The organism is Ilumatobacter coccineus YM16-304, assembly GCF_000348785.1.
In the GTDB taxonomy this organism is placed as follows: Bacteria; Actinomycetota; Acidimicrobiia; order Acidimicrobiales; family Ilumatobacteraceae; genus Ilumatobacter_A; species Ilumatobacter_A coccineus.
In genome coordinates, this window is record NC_020520.1 from 3,192,327 (window position 1) to 3,207,365 (window position 15,039).

Annotated in this window: 14 protein-coding genes; 7 read left to right on the plus strand and 7 right to left on the minus strand. The window is 67.0% G+C overall.

Annotated features, from left to right (window positions below; genetic code table 11):
• The first annotated feature begins 87 nt into the window (after positions 1-87).
• Genes rfbA through rfbC form a run of 3 tightly spaced genes read left to right on the plus strand, consistent with a single transcriptional unit; the run spans position 88 to position 2,567 of the window.
• Positions 88-969 carry a glucose-1-phosphate thymidylyltransferase RfbA gene (gene rfbA, locus YM304_RS14405; protein WP_015442432.1) on the plus strand — a complete coding sequence of 294 codons (882 nt, stop codon included), beginning with the start codon at positions 88-90 and terminating at the stop codon, positions 967-969.
• Positions 969-2,000 (plus strand): dTDP-glucose 4,6-dehydratase, encoded by a 1,032-nt coding sequence (rfbB, locus tag YM304_RS14410; protein WP_015442433.1) that lies wholly within the window; start codon positions 969-971, stop codon positions 1,998-2,000. Before rfbA ends, rfbB begins: the two co-directional genes overlap by 1 nt.
• 12 nt (positions 2,001-2,012) lie before the next feature.
• Positions 2,013-2,567 (plus strand): dTDP-4-dehydrorhamnose 3,5-epimerase, encoded by a 555-nt coding sequence (rfbC, locus tag YM304_RS14415; RefSeq protein ID WP_015442434.1) that lies wholly within the window; start codon positions 2,013-2,015, stop codon positions 2,565-2,567.
• Positions 2,568-2,612: 45 nt separating this feature from the next.
• On the opposite strand, the gene YM304_RS14420 is transcribed toward rfbC, so the two are convergent.
• Positions 2,613-3,677, minus strand: a complete 1,065-nt coding sequence (locus YM304_RS14420; RefSeq protein ID WP_015442435.1) for an LCP family protein — start codon at positions 3,675-3,677, stop codon at positions 2,613-2,615.
• A 105-nt stretch (positions 3,678-3,782) separates the two neighbouring features.
• Positions 3,783-4,607, minus strand: a complete 825-nt coding sequence (locus YM304_RS14425) for a biotin--[acetyl-CoA-carboxylase] ligase (RefSeq protein ID WP_015442436.1) — start codon at positions 4,605-4,607, stop codon at positions 3,783-3,785.
• A 19-nt stretch (positions 4,608-4,626) separates the two neighbouring features.
• Between YM304_RS14425 and YM304_RS14430 the strand changes: the two genes are divergently transcribed.
• Entirely contained in the window at positions 4,627-6,402 is a 1,776-nt protein-coding gene (locus YM304_RS14430; protein WP_015442437.1) for an acetyl/propionyl/methylcrotonyl-CoA carboxylase subunit alpha, read from the plus strand.
• Positions 6,403-6,423: 21 nt separating this feature from the next.
• Here the strand turns inward: YM304_RS14430 and YM304_RS24800 are convergent, their stop codons facing one another.
• On the minus strand, positions 6,424-6,573 hold the full coding sequence (locus YM304_RS24800; RefSeq protein ID WP_154723469.1) for a hypothetical protein: 150 nt from the start codon (positions 6,571-6,573) through the stop codon (positions 6,424-6,426).
• A gap of 122 nt (positions 6,574-6,695) precedes the next feature.
• Between YM304_RS24800 and YM304_RS14435 the strand changes: the two genes are divergently transcribed.
• Positions 6,696-7,160 carry an Lrp/AsnC family transcriptional regulator gene (locus YM304_RS14435; protein WP_015442438.1) on the plus strand — a complete coding sequence of 155 codons (465 nt, stop codon included), beginning with the start codon at positions 6,696-6,698 and terminating at the stop codon, positions 7,158-7,160.
• 12 nt (positions 7,161-7,172) lie between these two features.
• On the opposite strand, the gene YM304_RS14440 is transcribed toward YM304_RS14435, so the two are convergent.
• The 4 genes from YM304_RS14440 to YM304_RS14455 form a co-directional block, all read right to left on the minus strand.
• Positions 7,173-7,538, minus strand: coding sequence for a hypothetical protein (locus tag YM304_RS14440; RefSeq protein ID WP_041298326.1), 366 nt, complete (start codon positions 7,536-7,538; stop codon positions 7,173-7,175).
• A gap of 1,124 nt (positions 7,539-8,662) precedes the next feature.
• Positions 8,663-8,992 carry a hypothetical protein gene (locus YM304_RS25070; RefSeq protein ID WP_015442441.1) on the minus strand — a complete coding sequence of 110 codons (330 nt, stop codon included), beginning with the start codon at positions 8,990-8,992 and terminating at the stop codon, positions 8,663-8,665.
• A gap of 302 nt (positions 8,993-9,294) precedes the next feature.
• Positions 9,295-10,692 (minus strand): dihydrolipoyl dehydrogenase family protein, encoded by a 1,398-nt coding sequence (locus YM304_RS14450; RefSeq protein ID WP_015442442.1) that lies wholly within the window; start codon positions 10,690-10,692, stop codon positions 9,295-9,297.
• Between the two features lie 36 nt (positions 10,693-10,728).
• Positions 10,729-11,997, minus strand: coding sequence for a M15 family metallopeptidase (locus YM304_RS14455; RefSeq protein WP_154723472.1), 1,269 nt, complete (start codon positions 11,995-11,997; stop codon positions 10,729-10,731).
• Between the two features lie 13 nt (positions 11,998-12,010).
• On the opposite strand from YM304_RS14455, the gene lysS reads away from it, so the two are divergent.
• The gene (lysS, locus tag YM304_RS14460; protein WP_231897596.1) at positions 12,011-14,029 is read left to right on the plus strand and encodes a lysine--tRNA ligase; all 2,019 of its coding nucleotides are present in this window, start codon (positions 12,011-12,013) and stop codon (positions 14,027-14,029) included.
• Between the two features lie 55 nt (positions 14,030-14,084).
• Positions 14,085-15,035 carry a 2,3,4,5-tetrahydropyridine-2,6-dicarboxylate N-succinyltransferase gene (gene dapD, locus YM304_RS14465; protein ID WP_015442445.1) on the plus strand — a complete coding sequence of 317 codons (951 nt, stop codon included), beginning with the start codon at positions 14,085-14,087 and terminating at the stop codon, positions 15,033-15,035.
• The last annotated feature ends 4 nt before the right edge of the window (positions 15,036-15,039 follow it).

The following is a 15,039-nucleotide window of genomic DNA, read 5'->3' on the forward strand; positions in this document are numbered from 1 at the left end:
CGGCGTCGGCGGTCGTACCGTCGGCGCTCGGCACCTCCCGACCCGCCAACCCCTGGAGTGGGGGTCGTGGCACTAGCCTGCCGACCTGTGAAGGGGATCATTCTCGCCGGTGGTACCGGTTCTCGGCTTCATCCGGTCACGTTGGGCACTTCGAAGCAGTTGCTTCCGGTGTACGACAAGCCGATGATCTACTACCCGTTGTCGATCCACATGTTGGCGGGGATTCGTGAGGTGTTGATCATCACCACGCCGGAGGATCGGGCGGCCTTCGAGCGGCTGTTGGGCGACGGGAGCCAGTGGGGTCTCGATCTGGAGTACGCGGTGCAGCCGAGCCCGGATGGGTTGGCGCAGGCGTTCTTGATCGGGGCGGAGTTCTTGGACGGCGATGGTGCGTCGTTGGTGTTGGGTGACAACATGTTCTACGGCGCGGGGTTCGCGCAGTTGGTTCGGTCGGCGGCGGCTCGTCCGTCGGGTGCGACGGTGTTCGGGTATCACGTGAAGGATCCGGAGCGGTACGGCATCGTCGAGCTCGATGCCGACGAGCGTCCGGTGTCGATCGAGGAGAAGCCGACCAGTCCGCGTTCGAACTGGGCGGTGACGGGTCTGTACTACTTCGACGAGCGGGTGGTCGAGGCGGCGAGCGCGGTGACGCCGTCCGCGCGTGGCGAACTCGAGATCACGTCGGTGATCGACTACTACCTGTCGCGTGGCGAGTTGACGGTGGAGCAACTCGATCGTGGCTATGCGTGGCTCGACACCGGCACGTTCGACTCGATGGTCGAAGCGTCGGAGTTCGTGCGGGTCATCCAGCATCGCCAGAACCGTCAGATCGCGTGTCTCGAAGAGATCGCGTGGGAGAACGGTTGGATCGACGACGACACGATGCGTGCCGCGGGCACCGCGATGGAGAAGAACACGTACGGCCGTTATCTGCTCGAACGCCTCGACGGCACCCTGGGAGCGCACTGATGAAGGTGCTCGTCACCGGCGGCAAAGGGTTCATCGGCTCGGCGGTGGTCCGCCATCTGATCGGCTCGACCGATCACGAGGTCGTCAACGTCGACAAGATGACGTACGCCGCGACCGAGGGCAGCACACAGGTGGTGGCCGACGATCGTCGCTACACCTTCGAGCAGGCCGACATCTGCGATCCCGATCGGCTCACCGAGATCTTCTCGACGCATCAGCCCGACGCGGTCATGCACCTCGCTGCTGAGTCGCACGTCGACCGCTCGATCGACGGACCGGCTGCGTTCATCCACACGAATCTGATCGGCACGTTCACGATGCTCGAAGTCGCGCGAGCCGCCGGCGTCTCGAAGTTTCATCACATCTCGACCGACGAGGTGTTCGGCAGCCTCGGCCCGAACGATCCCGGCTTCACCGAAACCACCCCGTACGATCCGCGGTCGCCGTACTCGGCATCCAAAGCCGGATCCGACCACCTCGTTCGGGCGTGGGGCGAGACCTACGGGTTGCCCGTCGTGCTCACGAACTGCTCCAACAACTACGGGCCGTTCCACTTCCCCGAGAAGCTGATCCCGCTCGTCACGATCCGCGCGCTCCACGGCGAACCGCTCCCCGTCTACGGCGACGGCCAACAGATCCGTGACTGGCTCCACGTCGACGACCACGCCACCGCGCTCGTCACCGTGATGGAACACGGTGTGCCCGGCGAGACCTACAACATCGGTGGCAAATCCGAACGCACCAACCTCGCGGTCGTCGAATCGCTCTGCGACCTCGTCGACGAACTCGCCCCACCACTCGCGTCGGGCGAACCCCGCCGATCGCTGATCACCTTCGTCGCCGACCGCCCCGGCCACGACCAGCGCTACGCGATCGACCAGACCAAGATCCAACGCGAACTCGGCTGGGAACCCGCCCACACCTTCGACACCGGGCTGCGCAGCACCGTCCAGTGGTACCTCGACAACGAGACCTGGTGGAAACCCCTGCGTGAACGCAACGCCACCGACCGCGTCGGACTGAAGAAGTAGCACCAACCGATCATGGACTTCGTTCCCACCACCATCGCCGACGTCATCGAGATCCGCCCCCGCCGCCACGGCGACAACCGCGGCTGGTTCGCCGAGACCTTCAAACAGGCCGCGCTCCTCGAACACGGCATCGACCTCGAGTTCACGCAAGACAACGAATCGTTCTCCGCCCCAGCGGGCACGCTGCGCGGCCTCCACTACCAGACCGACCCCCACGCCCAGGCCAAGATCGTCCGAGTCGTCCGCGGCTCGATCCTCGACGTCGCCGTCGACATCCGCCGCACCTCCCCCACCTTCGGCCAACATGTCGCCGTCACCCTCACCGCAGACGCCGGCAACCAACTCCTCGTCCCCGTCGGCTTCGCACACGGCTTCTGCACCCTCGAACCCGACGTCCAAGTCGCGTACAAGGTCACCGGCGCCTACGCCCCCGACTGCGAACGATCACTCCGCTGGGACGACCCCACCATCGCCGTCGACTGGCCCGACTTCGGACCCGACGGCCCCGTCATGTCCGACAAAGACCTCGACGCACCCCTCCTCACCGACCAACCCGATCTCTTCTGACCACGCGGCCACCCGGTCGACCGAAGGCGTCGAGTTGCGCCAGGCTCAGCCGGGAACGGTGGTGGTGGGCGTTGGTAGCGGGCCCACGCCGCGGAAGTAGTCGAGCGTCGCCTGCGACTCGGCGTTGTCGATCAGCAGCAGCACCGAGTTGCCGTTGATCGTGGTCCCCTCGACCGGGAGTTGGAACGTGGTGAGGCCCGAGCTGAACGCCTTGCGGAGCGTGCCGGCGGCACCGAGCGGGTCGAGGTTCGGGTCGAGGCGCAGCGAGTCGGTGGTCGCCTGGATGAGGTCGGAGGCGAGGAACGGGTCGGATTGCAGCCGCTCGATCGTCTGATTGACCGTGGTCGAGATGAAGTTCTGCTGTCGCTTGATGCGGCCGAGGTCGCCGGTGCCGTCGGTCTGCCAGTCGCCATCTCGCCACTCCTGGTACTTGCGGCTGCGGGCGTAGGCGAGCGCCTGCGTTCCGTCGAGCAGGTTGCAGCCGGGCGGCTGGTCGAGTCCGGTGTTGGTGTCACGCGTCTGGTACTCGAAGCAGATCGTGGTGCCGCCGATCTCGTCGACGAGCGCCTTGAAGCCGAAGAAGTCGACGTCGACGACGTGGTTGATCGGGATGCCGAACTCGCGCGACACCGTTGCTGCAAGCACGTCGGCACCGCGGTTGTAGGCGGAGTTGATGCGCTGCGGGTTGCCGGTGTCGGCGATGGTGACCCAGAGATCTCGTGGCAGCGAGAGGATCGCGGCACCGTTGCCGTCGCGTTCTTGTCGCAGCAGCATGATCGTGTCGCTACGTCGGCCCTGGACGGCACTCTGGTCGCCGATGCTCCCGAAGTCGGTCGAGGTGGGGTCGGATCCGTCACGCGTGTCGGAACCGATGATGAGGTAGTTGACCGCCGGCCCGTCGACCGCGACGAGCACGTCGCCGAGTTCAGCACGTCGTTCTGGGTCGTCGAACTCCGACAGACGCGTCACGTCACCGACCTGTCGATCGGCCGCGCTGATGATCCCCGTCGCTCCGGCGACGGCGACGGCGACCGCGAAGAACAGGCCGAGCGGAGCCGAACTCCGCCGCCGAGGGCGTGATGGTCCGGGTTGGTCCGGCATCGGCTGCATCCCGTGACGCTAGACCGGGTGAGCGCTCGACCCGCGGCACCCCACCGTGTGTCGTGTGCCTCGCCGACCTGGTTATTTCCATCCCGGATGGAAATAACCAGGTGGTCAGGTTCGGCGGGCGTGGATCACGTCGCCGACGTCGAACGTCTCGATGCTGCCGTCGACGTCAAGCAGCAGGCGTCCGTCGTCGTCGACGTCGACCGCGGTACCGCTCACCGTCCGGTCACCGGGCAACTCCATCCGCACGGTCTCGCCGAGCGTCAACAGTCGCTGGCGGTAGCGAGCGGCGACGTGTTGCCGTCCGTCGGGATGCCGGAGCATCTCGTCGACGTGCCCGAGCATCGAGCGCAGCAGGTCGGCAGGTCGGATGTCGAGTCCGAGGTCGCGGGCGATGCACCCGCCGGTCTCCGGCGACCACGACACGTTGATGCCGATACCGACCACCGTCGAACCGTTCACCGAGCTCCGCTGGGCCAGCATCCCGGCGAGCTTCCGGTCGTCGAGCAGCAGGTCGTTCGGCCACTTCAGACCGAGTCGCTCGGGCATCGTCGTGCCGGCGAGCGTCTCGATCGCGTCGACCGCAGCGAGCGACACGACCGTCATGAACGGGTAGGTCGTGTCCGGGACCGCGGCGAAGAGCAGCGAGGTCAGCAGGTTGACACCAGGCGGGGCCTCCCACCGTCGGTCGAGTCGTCCGCGCCCGGCGGTCTGGTGGTCGGCAGCGAGCACGGTGCGGTCGCCCGCTTCACCGCGGTCGGCCGCTGCGAGCAGATCGGTGTTGGTGCTCCCCGTTTCGGCGACGTGTCGAACCGACCACCCAGCCGGCCAGCCGGTGGTCGACCAGGCATCGGCGTGAGGCGGTTGCCCGGGTGCTTCGTTCGGGGCTTTTTCGGTCGAAGGTTCCCCTGGAATGCCGTGATCTGAGTCCACGCCACCTACATTTGCATCCGTGCTGAAGAAGATCCTGATCGCCAACCGAGGCGAAATCGCTGTCCGTGTCATCCGCGCTGCCCGAGAGATGGGCATCTCGACGGTGGCGGTCTACTCCGAACTCGATCGCGACGCGCTTCACGTGCGACTCGCCGACGAGGCGTTCGCCCTCGGCGGACAGACTGCAGCCGAGAGCTACATCGACAGCGACAAGCTGCTCGATGCGATCCGCACCAGCGGCGCCGACGGCGTGCACCCCGGCTACGGCTTCTTCAGTGAGAACGCCGACTTCGCCCGAGCCGTTGCCGAGATGGGCGTCGAGTTCATCGGCCCGCCGCCCGAAGCGATGGACGAGATGTCCGACAAGGTCTCGAGTCGCCAGGCCGCGATCCGCGGTGGCGCTCCGATCGTTCCGGGCACCACCGAGTTCGCTCAGGGGCCCGACGAGATCCGTGCGTTCGGCAACGAGCACGGTTGGCCGGCAGTCATCAAGGCGGCCTTCGGCGGCGGCGGTCGCGGCATGAAGGTCGTGCACGGTCCCGACGAGGTCGACGATGCGTGGGCGTCGGCACAGCGTGAGGCCAAGAGCTTCTTCGGTCGCGACGAGGTGTACGTCGAGCGCTACCTGACGTGGCCGCGCCACGTCGAGATCCAGTTGGTCGGCGACAAGCAGGGCAACTGCGTCTGGATCTCCAGCCGTGACTGCTCGGCGCAGCGTCGCCACCAGAAGCTCATCGAAGAGGCGCCGGCCCCGATGCTCCCCGAGGGCGTCGAAGCCGCCATGGGTGAAGCTGCGGTCAAGGCCGCCAAGGCCGTCGGCTACTACGGCGCCGGCACCGTCGAGTTCATCTACCAGGACGGCGAGTTCTTCTTCCTCGAGATGAACACCCGCCTGCAGGTCGAGCACCCGGTGAGCGAGATGATCACCGACATCGACCTCGTCGAGTGGCAGATCCGTGTCGCGGCCGGCGAAGAGCTCCCGATGACGCAGGCCGAGGTCGACGCATGTCGTCGGGGCCACTCGATCGAGGTGCGCATCAACGCCGAAGATCCGACCGACGGCAAGTTCCTGCCCGCCCCCGGCCCGATCTCGAAGGTCGTCCCGCCGGACGGCTTCGGCGTTCGTTGGGACACCGGTTACCTGTCGGGCGACGAGATCAGCCAGTTCTACGACAACCTGGTCGGCAAGCTGGTCGTGTGGGGACGCACTCGGGAGGTGGCGATCGCCCGCACGATCCGTGCCCTCGAAGAGCTCGTCGTCGAAGGTGTGGCGACCACGATTCCGGCCGATCTCGAGATCTTGAAGCACCCCGACTTCGCGGCGATGACGTTCTCGACGAAGTGGGTCGAGGAGAAGCTCGACCTGAGTGGCATCTCGGTCGGCCCGCCGCCGGCACCGAGTTCGGACGACGACGATGCTCCCGAGCTGGTGCGTCGCAACACCACGGTCGAGGTCAACGGCAAGCGGTTCGACGTGTCGATGTGGGTTCCCGATCAGCCGGTGGTTGCCGCAGGTGCGGCACCGGCGAAGAAGCGTGAGAAGCGTGCTGCCTCGGGCGGCGGCGGCAGCGCTGGTTCGGGCAAGATCGAAGCGCCCATGCAGGGCACCATCGTCAAGCTGCTCGTCGAAGAGGGCGCAACGGTCGAGGCCGGTGCCGGCCTCGTCGTGCTCGAAGCGATGAAGATGGAGAACCAGATCAACGCCGACATCGCCGGCACGGTGAAGGAGATCAAGGTCGCCGCTGGCGACACGGTCGGCGGTGGCGACATCCTCGCCGTCATCGAACCGGCCTGATCCGTCGCTTCGCTGGCTGGGTCAGACCTGCCAGCGGCGTTCGATGATGCCGAGGTCGAGGCGCGGGTCGCCGGTGCGCCGCTGACCTGCGGTGTCGGCTGGCGCGTCGAAGGTGCTGGTGCGGCGCTTCCGAGCGGGAAGCAGGCGGCTGAGGGTGTTCATCGCGATCATGCACCCAACGCTACGAACGGTCGACAGGCCAAGCACTTACGTCGCAACGTTCTTCGGGGATGTTGTGATCGATTCACCATCGAAACCAAAGCACGAGCGACGATCTGGTTACGATTCCACAGATGTACGTGTTGGATGACATCAATCGCGATCTCCTCGACCTCTTGCAGACCGACGGGCGGATGTCGTTCAAGGAACTCGGTGACCGCATCGGCCTGACGGCGCCGGCGGTCGCGGAACGAGTCCGCAAGCTCGAAGACGCCGGGGTCATCAAGGGGTATCGAGCGGTCGTCGACTACGAGGCGCTCGGTTTCCCGATCCTCAGCATCGTGCGCGTGAAGGCACCGATCGCCGGTCGCGCTGTCGACGAGAAGATCGCCGCGCTGCCGAACGTGATCGAAGCGAACCGTGTGACCGGCTCCGACTCGCACGTGATCCGAGCTCGCCTGCGAACGACGCGCGACATCGAGGATCTGCTCGCCGATGTGTGGGAGGACGGCGAGACCATCACGAACCTGGTCACGAGTTCCCCGGTCCCACGGCGGCCGATGAACCTCAAGGCGACGAACGCCGGCCGGGCGTCGTGAGCCGGCGACTGCTCACCATGCGGTGAGCGAACCCGTCGTTGCCGCATCGTCGGCATCTCGCTCGCGTCGGAACTGCGCGACGACCGCTCGACGTTCCGCCTCGACCTCGGACTGCTCGGTCGCCGGCAAGCTCGGCGGCAAGAGTGCGCCCACGGGCGCCACGCCGCCGAACCGCTTGCGCACCGCTTGGCGGCTCCGGCCCAACAGTCGGCCGATCCGAGCCCAGTCTCGGCCGCTGCGGCGTGCGCGCAGCACCGCCGAGCGTTCGAGCCACGGCAGATAGTCGTCCTGCAGTATCCGCAGGCACGCCAACGACATCGCGATGTCGTCGCCCAGCACGCCGTCGATCAGCCACCGCACCTCACGTTCCACGCTCATACGCCCACCATGCCAGCACCCTGCTTCAGAGTTCCGGTCCCCCTCGCCCCCCCCACTCCCCCACGACCGGGTCGCGTGCACGGCCTCAGGTCTGCCCAGGTCCTTTGACCGGCCGAATCATTCGTCTCCCCGAATCGCTCGTCTCCCCGAGTGCCACGTGTCCCGGACCGGTCGGCGATCAACGCTCCCCGCCGCAACCGGTCGTTCACCAACGTCGACTCACGGGCCACACCCGCGCCGACCGTCACGATGACGCGAGCAACGGGGTTCACACCGCGCTCTCGAGTGCGATGCCTGCCACACCGTCTCGGACCCGAACGTCCGGCAGTCGACGAGCCCGAGCCTCCCAGGCGTCCAGGTGTGTGTCCAGGCGTCGACTCACGGGCCACACCCGCGCCGACCGTCACGATGACGCGAGCAACGCGGCTCGCACTGCGCTCTCGAGCGCGATGCCTGCCACACCGTCTCGGACCCGAACGGTTCGGGAGTCGATGAGCCCGAGCCGCCCGGGCGCTCAGTTGTGCAGGCGTTCAGGCGTCCAGTTGCATGCTGTCGGATGCATGGTGTCGAATTGCGGTGTCGGATGTCCAGGTGTCCGACGTGCAGGTGTCGGACGTCCGGGTGTTTGGTTCCGACCATGGAACAGCGGCCGCGGTGCCGGCATACGTCGAAGTGCGCTGGGGACGGCCCCTCGCCAGCGTGACAACCTGGGTTGCGCCCCTGACAACCCAGGTTGTCGCTCCACCGAGTGCGCGCCCCACGCACCCCACGGCCACGCGAGCTGTCATCACTGCCGAAAGGGCGCCGGGATCGGCCCGGTCATCACGGTCATCACGGTCATCTCGGTCATCTCGGCTCGCCTCAGCACAGGCCGGGCCGGACCAGCTCAAACCGGGTCGGCTCAGCACAGACCGGGTCCGATCGGGCGGGTTCACGTCCGACCGGTTTCGGCCTAGCTCCGGTCGACTCAGCTCAGCTCTGGTCGGCACGACTCAGCTCCCACGGAGGGGCCCGGACCGGGACGACATGCGTCGGCTCAGCCAGCGCGACGCCGGACAGCCCGGGTGAGAGTGAAGCCGGACGGCCCTGGCGGCTCCGGGCCGCACGGCTCGGCGCGGGTCGGCTCAGAGGGTCGATTCGACTCCGGTCCAGCCGGCACCGCTCAGGGCGGAGTGGCCGGGGCGGAGCGGGCTCGGCTCGGCGCGGGCGGTGGTCGGCAGCTTGGTGAGCTGCGGATGCGATTGCCGGTCGTTGACAACCTGGGTTGTCGGGTTGACAACCTGGGTTGTCACGTCCGTGAACGCGAGCCCCAGACACTTGCCGTGCGACCGTCTGCAGCGCTCCGCACCACTTTTGCCGCGGCGCTCGACATCACGGCGCTCGACATCATGGCCGCTCGACGCCACAGCTGCTCGGCACCACTGCCGCTCGATGCCACAGCCGCTCGGCATCATGGCCGCTCGACATCACGGCGCTCGACGCCACAGCCGCTCGACGCAACTGCCGCCTGCGATCGCGGCGACGAATGACGTGCCGAAGCGATGGTGGTCGGTGGTCGGCGGTCAACCGCCTCACCAGGTTTTCGCCAGGTCCTCGCGAGACCAGGGCCGTCCGCTCCAGCTCGATGCGAGGTCGATGCCAGGACGAGGCAAGTGGGCCAGTGTTGGGCTGGTCTCACCGGCAGGTCGGTGGACCCGGTGGACCGGTGAACCCGATGGACCGGTGGACCGGTGACCCGACGGTGGCTAGTCGGTGGCTATTCGGCGGCTTCGGCGAGGGCTTCGCTGAGCGCCGGGTGAACGAGGATCGACTCGACGATGTCGGTCACGGTGAGCCCAGCGGTGACAGCGACGGCGATGACCGAGATCAACTCGGCTGCATGCCGCCCCACGATCGACCCCCCGAGGATCACGCCGGTCGCCGGATCGGAGATGATCTTGACGAACCCGCGGGTGTCGTTGTTGATCATCGCTTTGGCCGTGGCCGAGAACGGCACCTTCGTGACCCGGATCTTCCGACCCGACGCAAACGCCTCCGCCTCGGCGAGGCCGACGTCGGCGATCTCGGGTTCGGTGAAGATCGCCGATGCCGCCTTGTCGTAGTCGAGGTGACGGTGGCTGCGCGTGTGCAGGCCCATGACGTGTTCGGCCACCTTGCGCCCCTGGATCGAGGCGACCGACGACAGCGGCAACTTGCCCGAGATGTCACCAGCCGCGTAGATGTGCGGGACGTTGGTGACGCAGTGATGGTTGATGTCGACGTAGCCCCAGCGGTTCACCTCGACACCTGCTCGGTCGAGACCGATGTCGGCGGTGTTGGGAACCGAACCGATGGCCAGCACCGCATGCGACGACGTGACCGAACGACCGTCGTCGCAGCGGACGATGACCTGGCTGCCGTCGGGGTCGGGGTTGCCGTCGGCATCGATGCGCTCGATCGCCTCGGCACGAGCCCCCATCAGGAGCTTGACACCGCGGTCCATGAACTCCTGCTCGAGCACCGCCGCGACCTCTGGGTCCTTGCCCGGAAGCACCTGCTGTCGGCTGACGACCAGGGTGACCTTGGCGCCGAACGACGAGAACATGTGGACGAACTCCACACCGGTCACACCCGACCCGACCACGGTGACGCTGTCGGGGAAGACCGTCGGCGGGTAGCAGTCGCGGGTGGTCAGGATGCGTTCGCCGTCGGGATGGCACCAGTCGGGGATGCGCGGTTGCGATCCGGTCGACACGAGCGCCGAGTCGAACTCGATCGTCTCGGTGCCCTCTGCGGTGGTGACCTCGACCGAGTTGGCGCTGGTGAACGCTCCGGTCCCACGGATGAGACGGACGTTCTGGCTCTCCAACAACTGCGTCGTGTTGTCACGCATGTTGGCCTTGATCTGGTCGATCCGGCCGGTGAGCCCGCCGGTGTCGATCACGGGATCTTCCTGCTCCAGGCCCATTCCCTGCGAGCGCCGCATGAAGCTCATCGCTCCGCCGGTGGCGATCATCGACTTCGACGGGATGCAGTCCCACAGGTGCGCAGCACCACCGATCACGTCACGCTCGATCACGGTCACCTCGGCACCGAGTCGGGCTGCGTACGTCGCCGCGACATTGCCTGCCGGGCCTCCACCGATGATCACAAAGCGTTCTGGCACGCCGACCATGCTACGGGTCTCCCGCGGAACGGCGGGAGAATGCCGTCACTCGTGGTGCTCGGCGACGAGACCGGCGTCGGCGAAGAGCGTCGCTCGTTCCGTGGCCTCGACGGGAAGCGGCGCATCGGGATCGGTGAAGGCGTTGTCGGCCACGATGTTCTCGCAGAACCGCGACGGGTACGGCAGCTGATCGCGCCGCTCACCGACGAACTCGAAGTGCATGCCGTCGGGGGTCAGGAAGTTGCCACCCCAGGCGAATCCGTGCTTGCGGAAGATCCGCACGGTTCGACAGTCGAGGTCGGGCGGCGCGCATCCCTGGCACGATCCGATGGTGTTGGTGTCGATGGCCATCGCCCACGTGTGGCGTGACAGGAAGCCGATCGAACTGTTCACCGCGAGTCGGTTGAAGCGCGGGTTGTAGCACCCACCCGCCCGGTTGGCGTCGTACACGTTGATCGTGTAGCTCAGGCCGTTGGCGGCCACTTCGGCGAGGGCGGCACGCAGCGCCGGTTCGATCAGATTGTGACATCGAGCGATGATCTGCACGTTCGAGTCGAGCAAGCGACGGCCGGACGGCAGGTTCTCGCTCGTCCACGCGCTGTCGATCGACACCGACCCGTCGGCGTTCACACGGTAGGCGAACTCGCCGAGCAACGACTTCGCCGCGGCCATGCCCAGCGTCGAGTCGGGGTCTGCAGGGTCCCAACCCCGGCGGATGCGGATGCTGTTCGACACCAGGGCGTTGTCGGCGAGCGAACGATCGATGGTGGCCCGGTCGGGGAAGTTCCACATGATCACGCTGCTCTTGCGGTCGAGGCCGACCCGGTCGGCGGCCTCCGGTGACAGGAGCAGTTCGGTCCCGCCGGTGATCGCGTCGGACACGACGGCGGCGATGGTGAACACCACGGGTGCGCCCGAGGCCGACACGAGCGTGACCTCGTCGCCGGCGACCGCCCCGCGCAACGAGGCCGTGAGCGAACTCATGACGATGTCGGTGGCGGTGAGGACCTCGGCAACGGTCTCGCTCATCAGCGCCTCGACGGCCGTGGGGTCGAGCACCGTCGTTCCCATCGGGTAGGCATAGCCGGCAGGCGCCGCCTGCACAGTGGTGCCCCGGCGACTCACCAGTGTCATGCCCATCGACGCGGCGTGGCTCACGGCATAGTCGGCGTCGGCCTGCACGGCCGCGGCGATCGCTCGCGACTCGGTCGAGAACGTGAGGGCTCCGCTGTTGTAGACGCTCACGACGTCGGTCTGCTCGGGCACGACGCGCACGGCTTGCGCCTCGACGACGGCCAGCGCAGGGAACGGCACCTGCGTCGTCGTCGTGGTGGTGGTGGTCGACGTCGTGGAACTCGTGTCGGGCGTCGTGCTGTCAGGCGTCGTGCTGTCAGGCGTCGTGCTGTCTGGCACCGTGCTGTCGGGTGTCGTGCTCGACGAACTCGGTGCCGATGCTCGCAGGGTGTCGGGGTCGCTGTCGGGCCGGCCGAGCGTCAGGAGCGGCACCAGCACGATCACGCTGAGCGCTGCCCACATCACCCGCCGCGCGACGTTCGCGTCCGCGGGCACGGCGGAGTCAGTGGCAGACGGATCGTGGGAGGACACGCGGGCATATTACGATCGAGTGACACACTCTCGATGGCATGTCGAGAAATTTCTCGAATCGGCGGCCCGGCCGCCGCGGTTCGGCCCCGGCCGCCGCGAAGCCTCCGACAGAAATCCGGCGTCCGTGCGGCGCCAACTGCAATCCGGTGTTTCTGCGGCCCCGGAAGCTGGCTACGGTCATGCAACCGTGAGCGACTCCTCCACACCCAGCAACCCGGCTGCCGACGCAGCGCCCGGCGACACCGCCGACGACGTGCTGTCCGGCAGCGGCCTGGAAGCGGAGAAGGCGCGTCGTCTGGCGCTCGTCGACGAGATGCGCAACGCAGGCGCCAACCCCTATCCGTACCGCTTCGACCGGACGCACACGCTCGGCGAGGTCCGGTCGAGCTGGGGCGAACTCGAACCCGGCGTCGAGACCGACGATGCGGTGAGCGTGGCCGGTCGCATCATGCTCAAGCGCGATTCCGGAAAACTCGTCTTCGCCACGATCCGTGACCGTTCGGGCGACATCCAACTCTTCATCTCCAAGGCGGTTGTCGGCGACGATGCGTTCGCTGCCGTGAAAGCCCTCGACCTCGGCGACTGGGTCGGCGTCGACGGCACGGTCATGACCACTCGCAAGGGCGAACTGTCGGTCAAGCCCGATCGCGTCGAACTGCTGTCGAAGGCCATCCGGCCGCTTCCCGACAAATGGCACGGCCTGTCCGACGTCGACACCCGGTTCCGTCAGCGCTACGCCGACCTGATCGTCAACGACGCGGCACGACGCAACTTCGAGATCCGCCACGAGACGGTGGCCAGCTTCCGTCGCACGCTCGCCGCGCACGGGTTCATCGAAGTCGAGACACCGGTGCTGCACCCGGAGGTCGGCGGCGCTCACGCACGCCCCTTCACGACGCACCACAACTCCCTCGACATGCAGCTCTACCTGCGCATCGCGGTCGAGCTGTATCTGAAGCGCCTGATCGTCGGCGGCATGGAGCGCGTCTACGAGATCGCACGCACGTTCCGCAACGAGGGCACGTCGACGCGGCACAACCCCGAGTTCACGATGATGGAGCTCTACCAGGCGTTCGGCGACTGGAACGACGTGATGGACATCACCGAAGAGCTCATCACCACCGCCGCCCGTGACGCTCTCGGCACCACCGTCGTCGAGATCCGCGGCGAATCGATCGACCTCGCCGACCCGTGGCCGCGCAAGCGCATGATCGACTACGCGTCGGAGGGCACCGGCGTCGAACTGCATCCGTCGATGCCGGTCGCCGACGTCCGCAAGGTCGCCGCCGACCACGACGTGTTCGTCGAGGAACGTTGGGGTTCGGGCAAGATCATCGAGGAGATCTTCGAGAAGACCTCCGAGTCCGCCATCGTGCGGCCGACGTTCGTCACCGGCCACCCCGTCGAGATCTCACCGCTCGCACGGCAGGACCGCAACGACCCGTTCCTCACCGAGCGCTTCGAACTGTTCGTCGACGGACGAGAACTCGCCAACGGCTACTCCGAGCTCAACGACCCAGTCGAACAGCGGGCACGTTTCGAAGACGAACAAGCGGCGAAGGAAGCCGGCGATGCCGAAGCCGGCACCGTCGACGAGGACTACATCCGGGCGCTCGAGTACGGCATGCCGCCGACCGGCGGCCTCGGCATCGGCATCGATCGTCTGGCGATGCTGCTCGCCGGCGTCGATTCGATCAAGGAAGTCATCCTCTTCCCGACGCTGCGCCCAGAAGCCCCCTGACCCAAAGTCATTCGGTGTCAGACACCGAATGACGGCAATCTTCCAAGGAGAACACATGACCCGCATGGCATGGGGCGCTGGCCTCGCAACCGTCGACTCGAACGGCTCCACCCTCGACACCTGGTACCGCTGGCTCGGTTGGGGTGAGTTCGGCAACACCGAGATGACCGCCAAGGGAACGCTCGACCAGATCGAGAACAACCTCGGCATGCGCGACACGACCGACGAGGTCCGCAAGGTCACGATCCGCCCGGTGCGGATCTCGATCGACGTCGACGAGGCGCCGGCGTCGGCCGAAGACGCGTACCTCCGGCTGCATCTCCTGTCGCATCGACTCGCCGCACCTCGCACGATCAACATGGACGGCACGTTCGGCGCGCTCAACAACGTCGCGTGGACGAACCTCGGGCCGGTCGCCGTCTCCGACCTCGACGATGTGCGTCTCGGCGTCAAGAAGAACGGTGGGGTGTTGAACGTCCAGGGGCTCGACAAGTTCCCACGGATGACCGACTACGTCGTGCCGACGGGTATCCGTATCGCCGACGCCGACCGGGTGCGACTCGGCGCGCACCTCGCCGAAGGCACCACGGTGATGCACGAAGGGTTCTGCAACTTCAACGCCGGCACGCTCGGCACTTCGATGGTCGAAGGACGCATCTCGGCCGGTGTCACCGTCGGCGACGGTTCCGACATCGGTGGCGGTGCGTCGATCATGGGCTCGCTGAGCGGTGGCGGCACCGAGGTCATCTCGGTCGGCGAACGATGCCTGCTCGGCGCGAACTCCGGCATCGGCATCAGCCTCGGCGACGACTGCGCGGTCGAGGCCGGGCTGTACGTCACGGCGTCGACGCCCGTCCTGACACCCGACGGCGTGAAGAAGGCCAAGGAGATCTCGGGGATGGGCGGCCTGCTGTTCATCCGTGACGGCCAGTCGGGCCAGGTCATCGCTCGGCCACGCAACAAGACGTGGGGCGAACTCAACGCCGAACTCCACACCGGCCAGTAGAGGC

What these genes read in the sequence shown, in the direction of transcription:
- rfbB (WP_015442433.1), top strand. Translation starts at nt 969, where the DNA reads ATGAAGGTGCTCGTCACCGGCGGCAAAGGGTTCATCGGCTCGGCGGTG.
- rfbC (WP_015442434.1), top strand. Translation starts at nt 2,013, where the DNA reads ATGGACTTCGTTCCCACCACCATCGCCGACGTCATCGAGATCCGCCCC.
- YM304_RS14420 (WP_015442435.1), bottom strand. Translation starts at nt 3,677, where the DNA reads ATGCAGCCGATGCCGGACCAACCCGGACCATCACGCCCTCGGCGGCGG.
- YM304_RS24800 (WP_154723469.1), bottom strand. Translation starts at nt 6,573, where the DNA reads ATGATCGCGATGAACACCCTCAGCCGCCTGCTTCCCGCTCGGAAGCGC.
- YM304_RS14435 (WP_015442438.1), top strand. Translation starts at nt 6,696, where the DNA reads ATGTACGTGTTGGATGACATCAATCGCGATCTCCTCGACCTCTTGCAG.
- YM304_RS14440 (WP_041298326.1), bottom strand. Translation starts at nt 7,538, where the DNA reads ATGAGCGTGGAACGTGAGGTGCGGTGGCTGATCGACGGCGTGCTGGGC.
- YM304_RS25070 (WP_015442441.1), bottom strand. Translation starts at nt 8,992, where the DNA reads ATGATGCCGAGCGGCTGTGGCATCGAGCGGCAGTGGTGCCGAGCAGCT.
- YM304_RS14450 (WP_015442442.1), bottom strand. Translation starts at nt 10,692, where the DNA reads ATGGTCGGCGTGCCAGAACGCTTTGTGATCATCGGTGGAGGCCCGGCA.
- dapD (WP_015442445.1), top strand. Translation starts at nt 14,085, where the DNA reads ATGACCCGCATGGCATGGGGCGCTGGCCTCGCAACCGTCGACTCGAAC.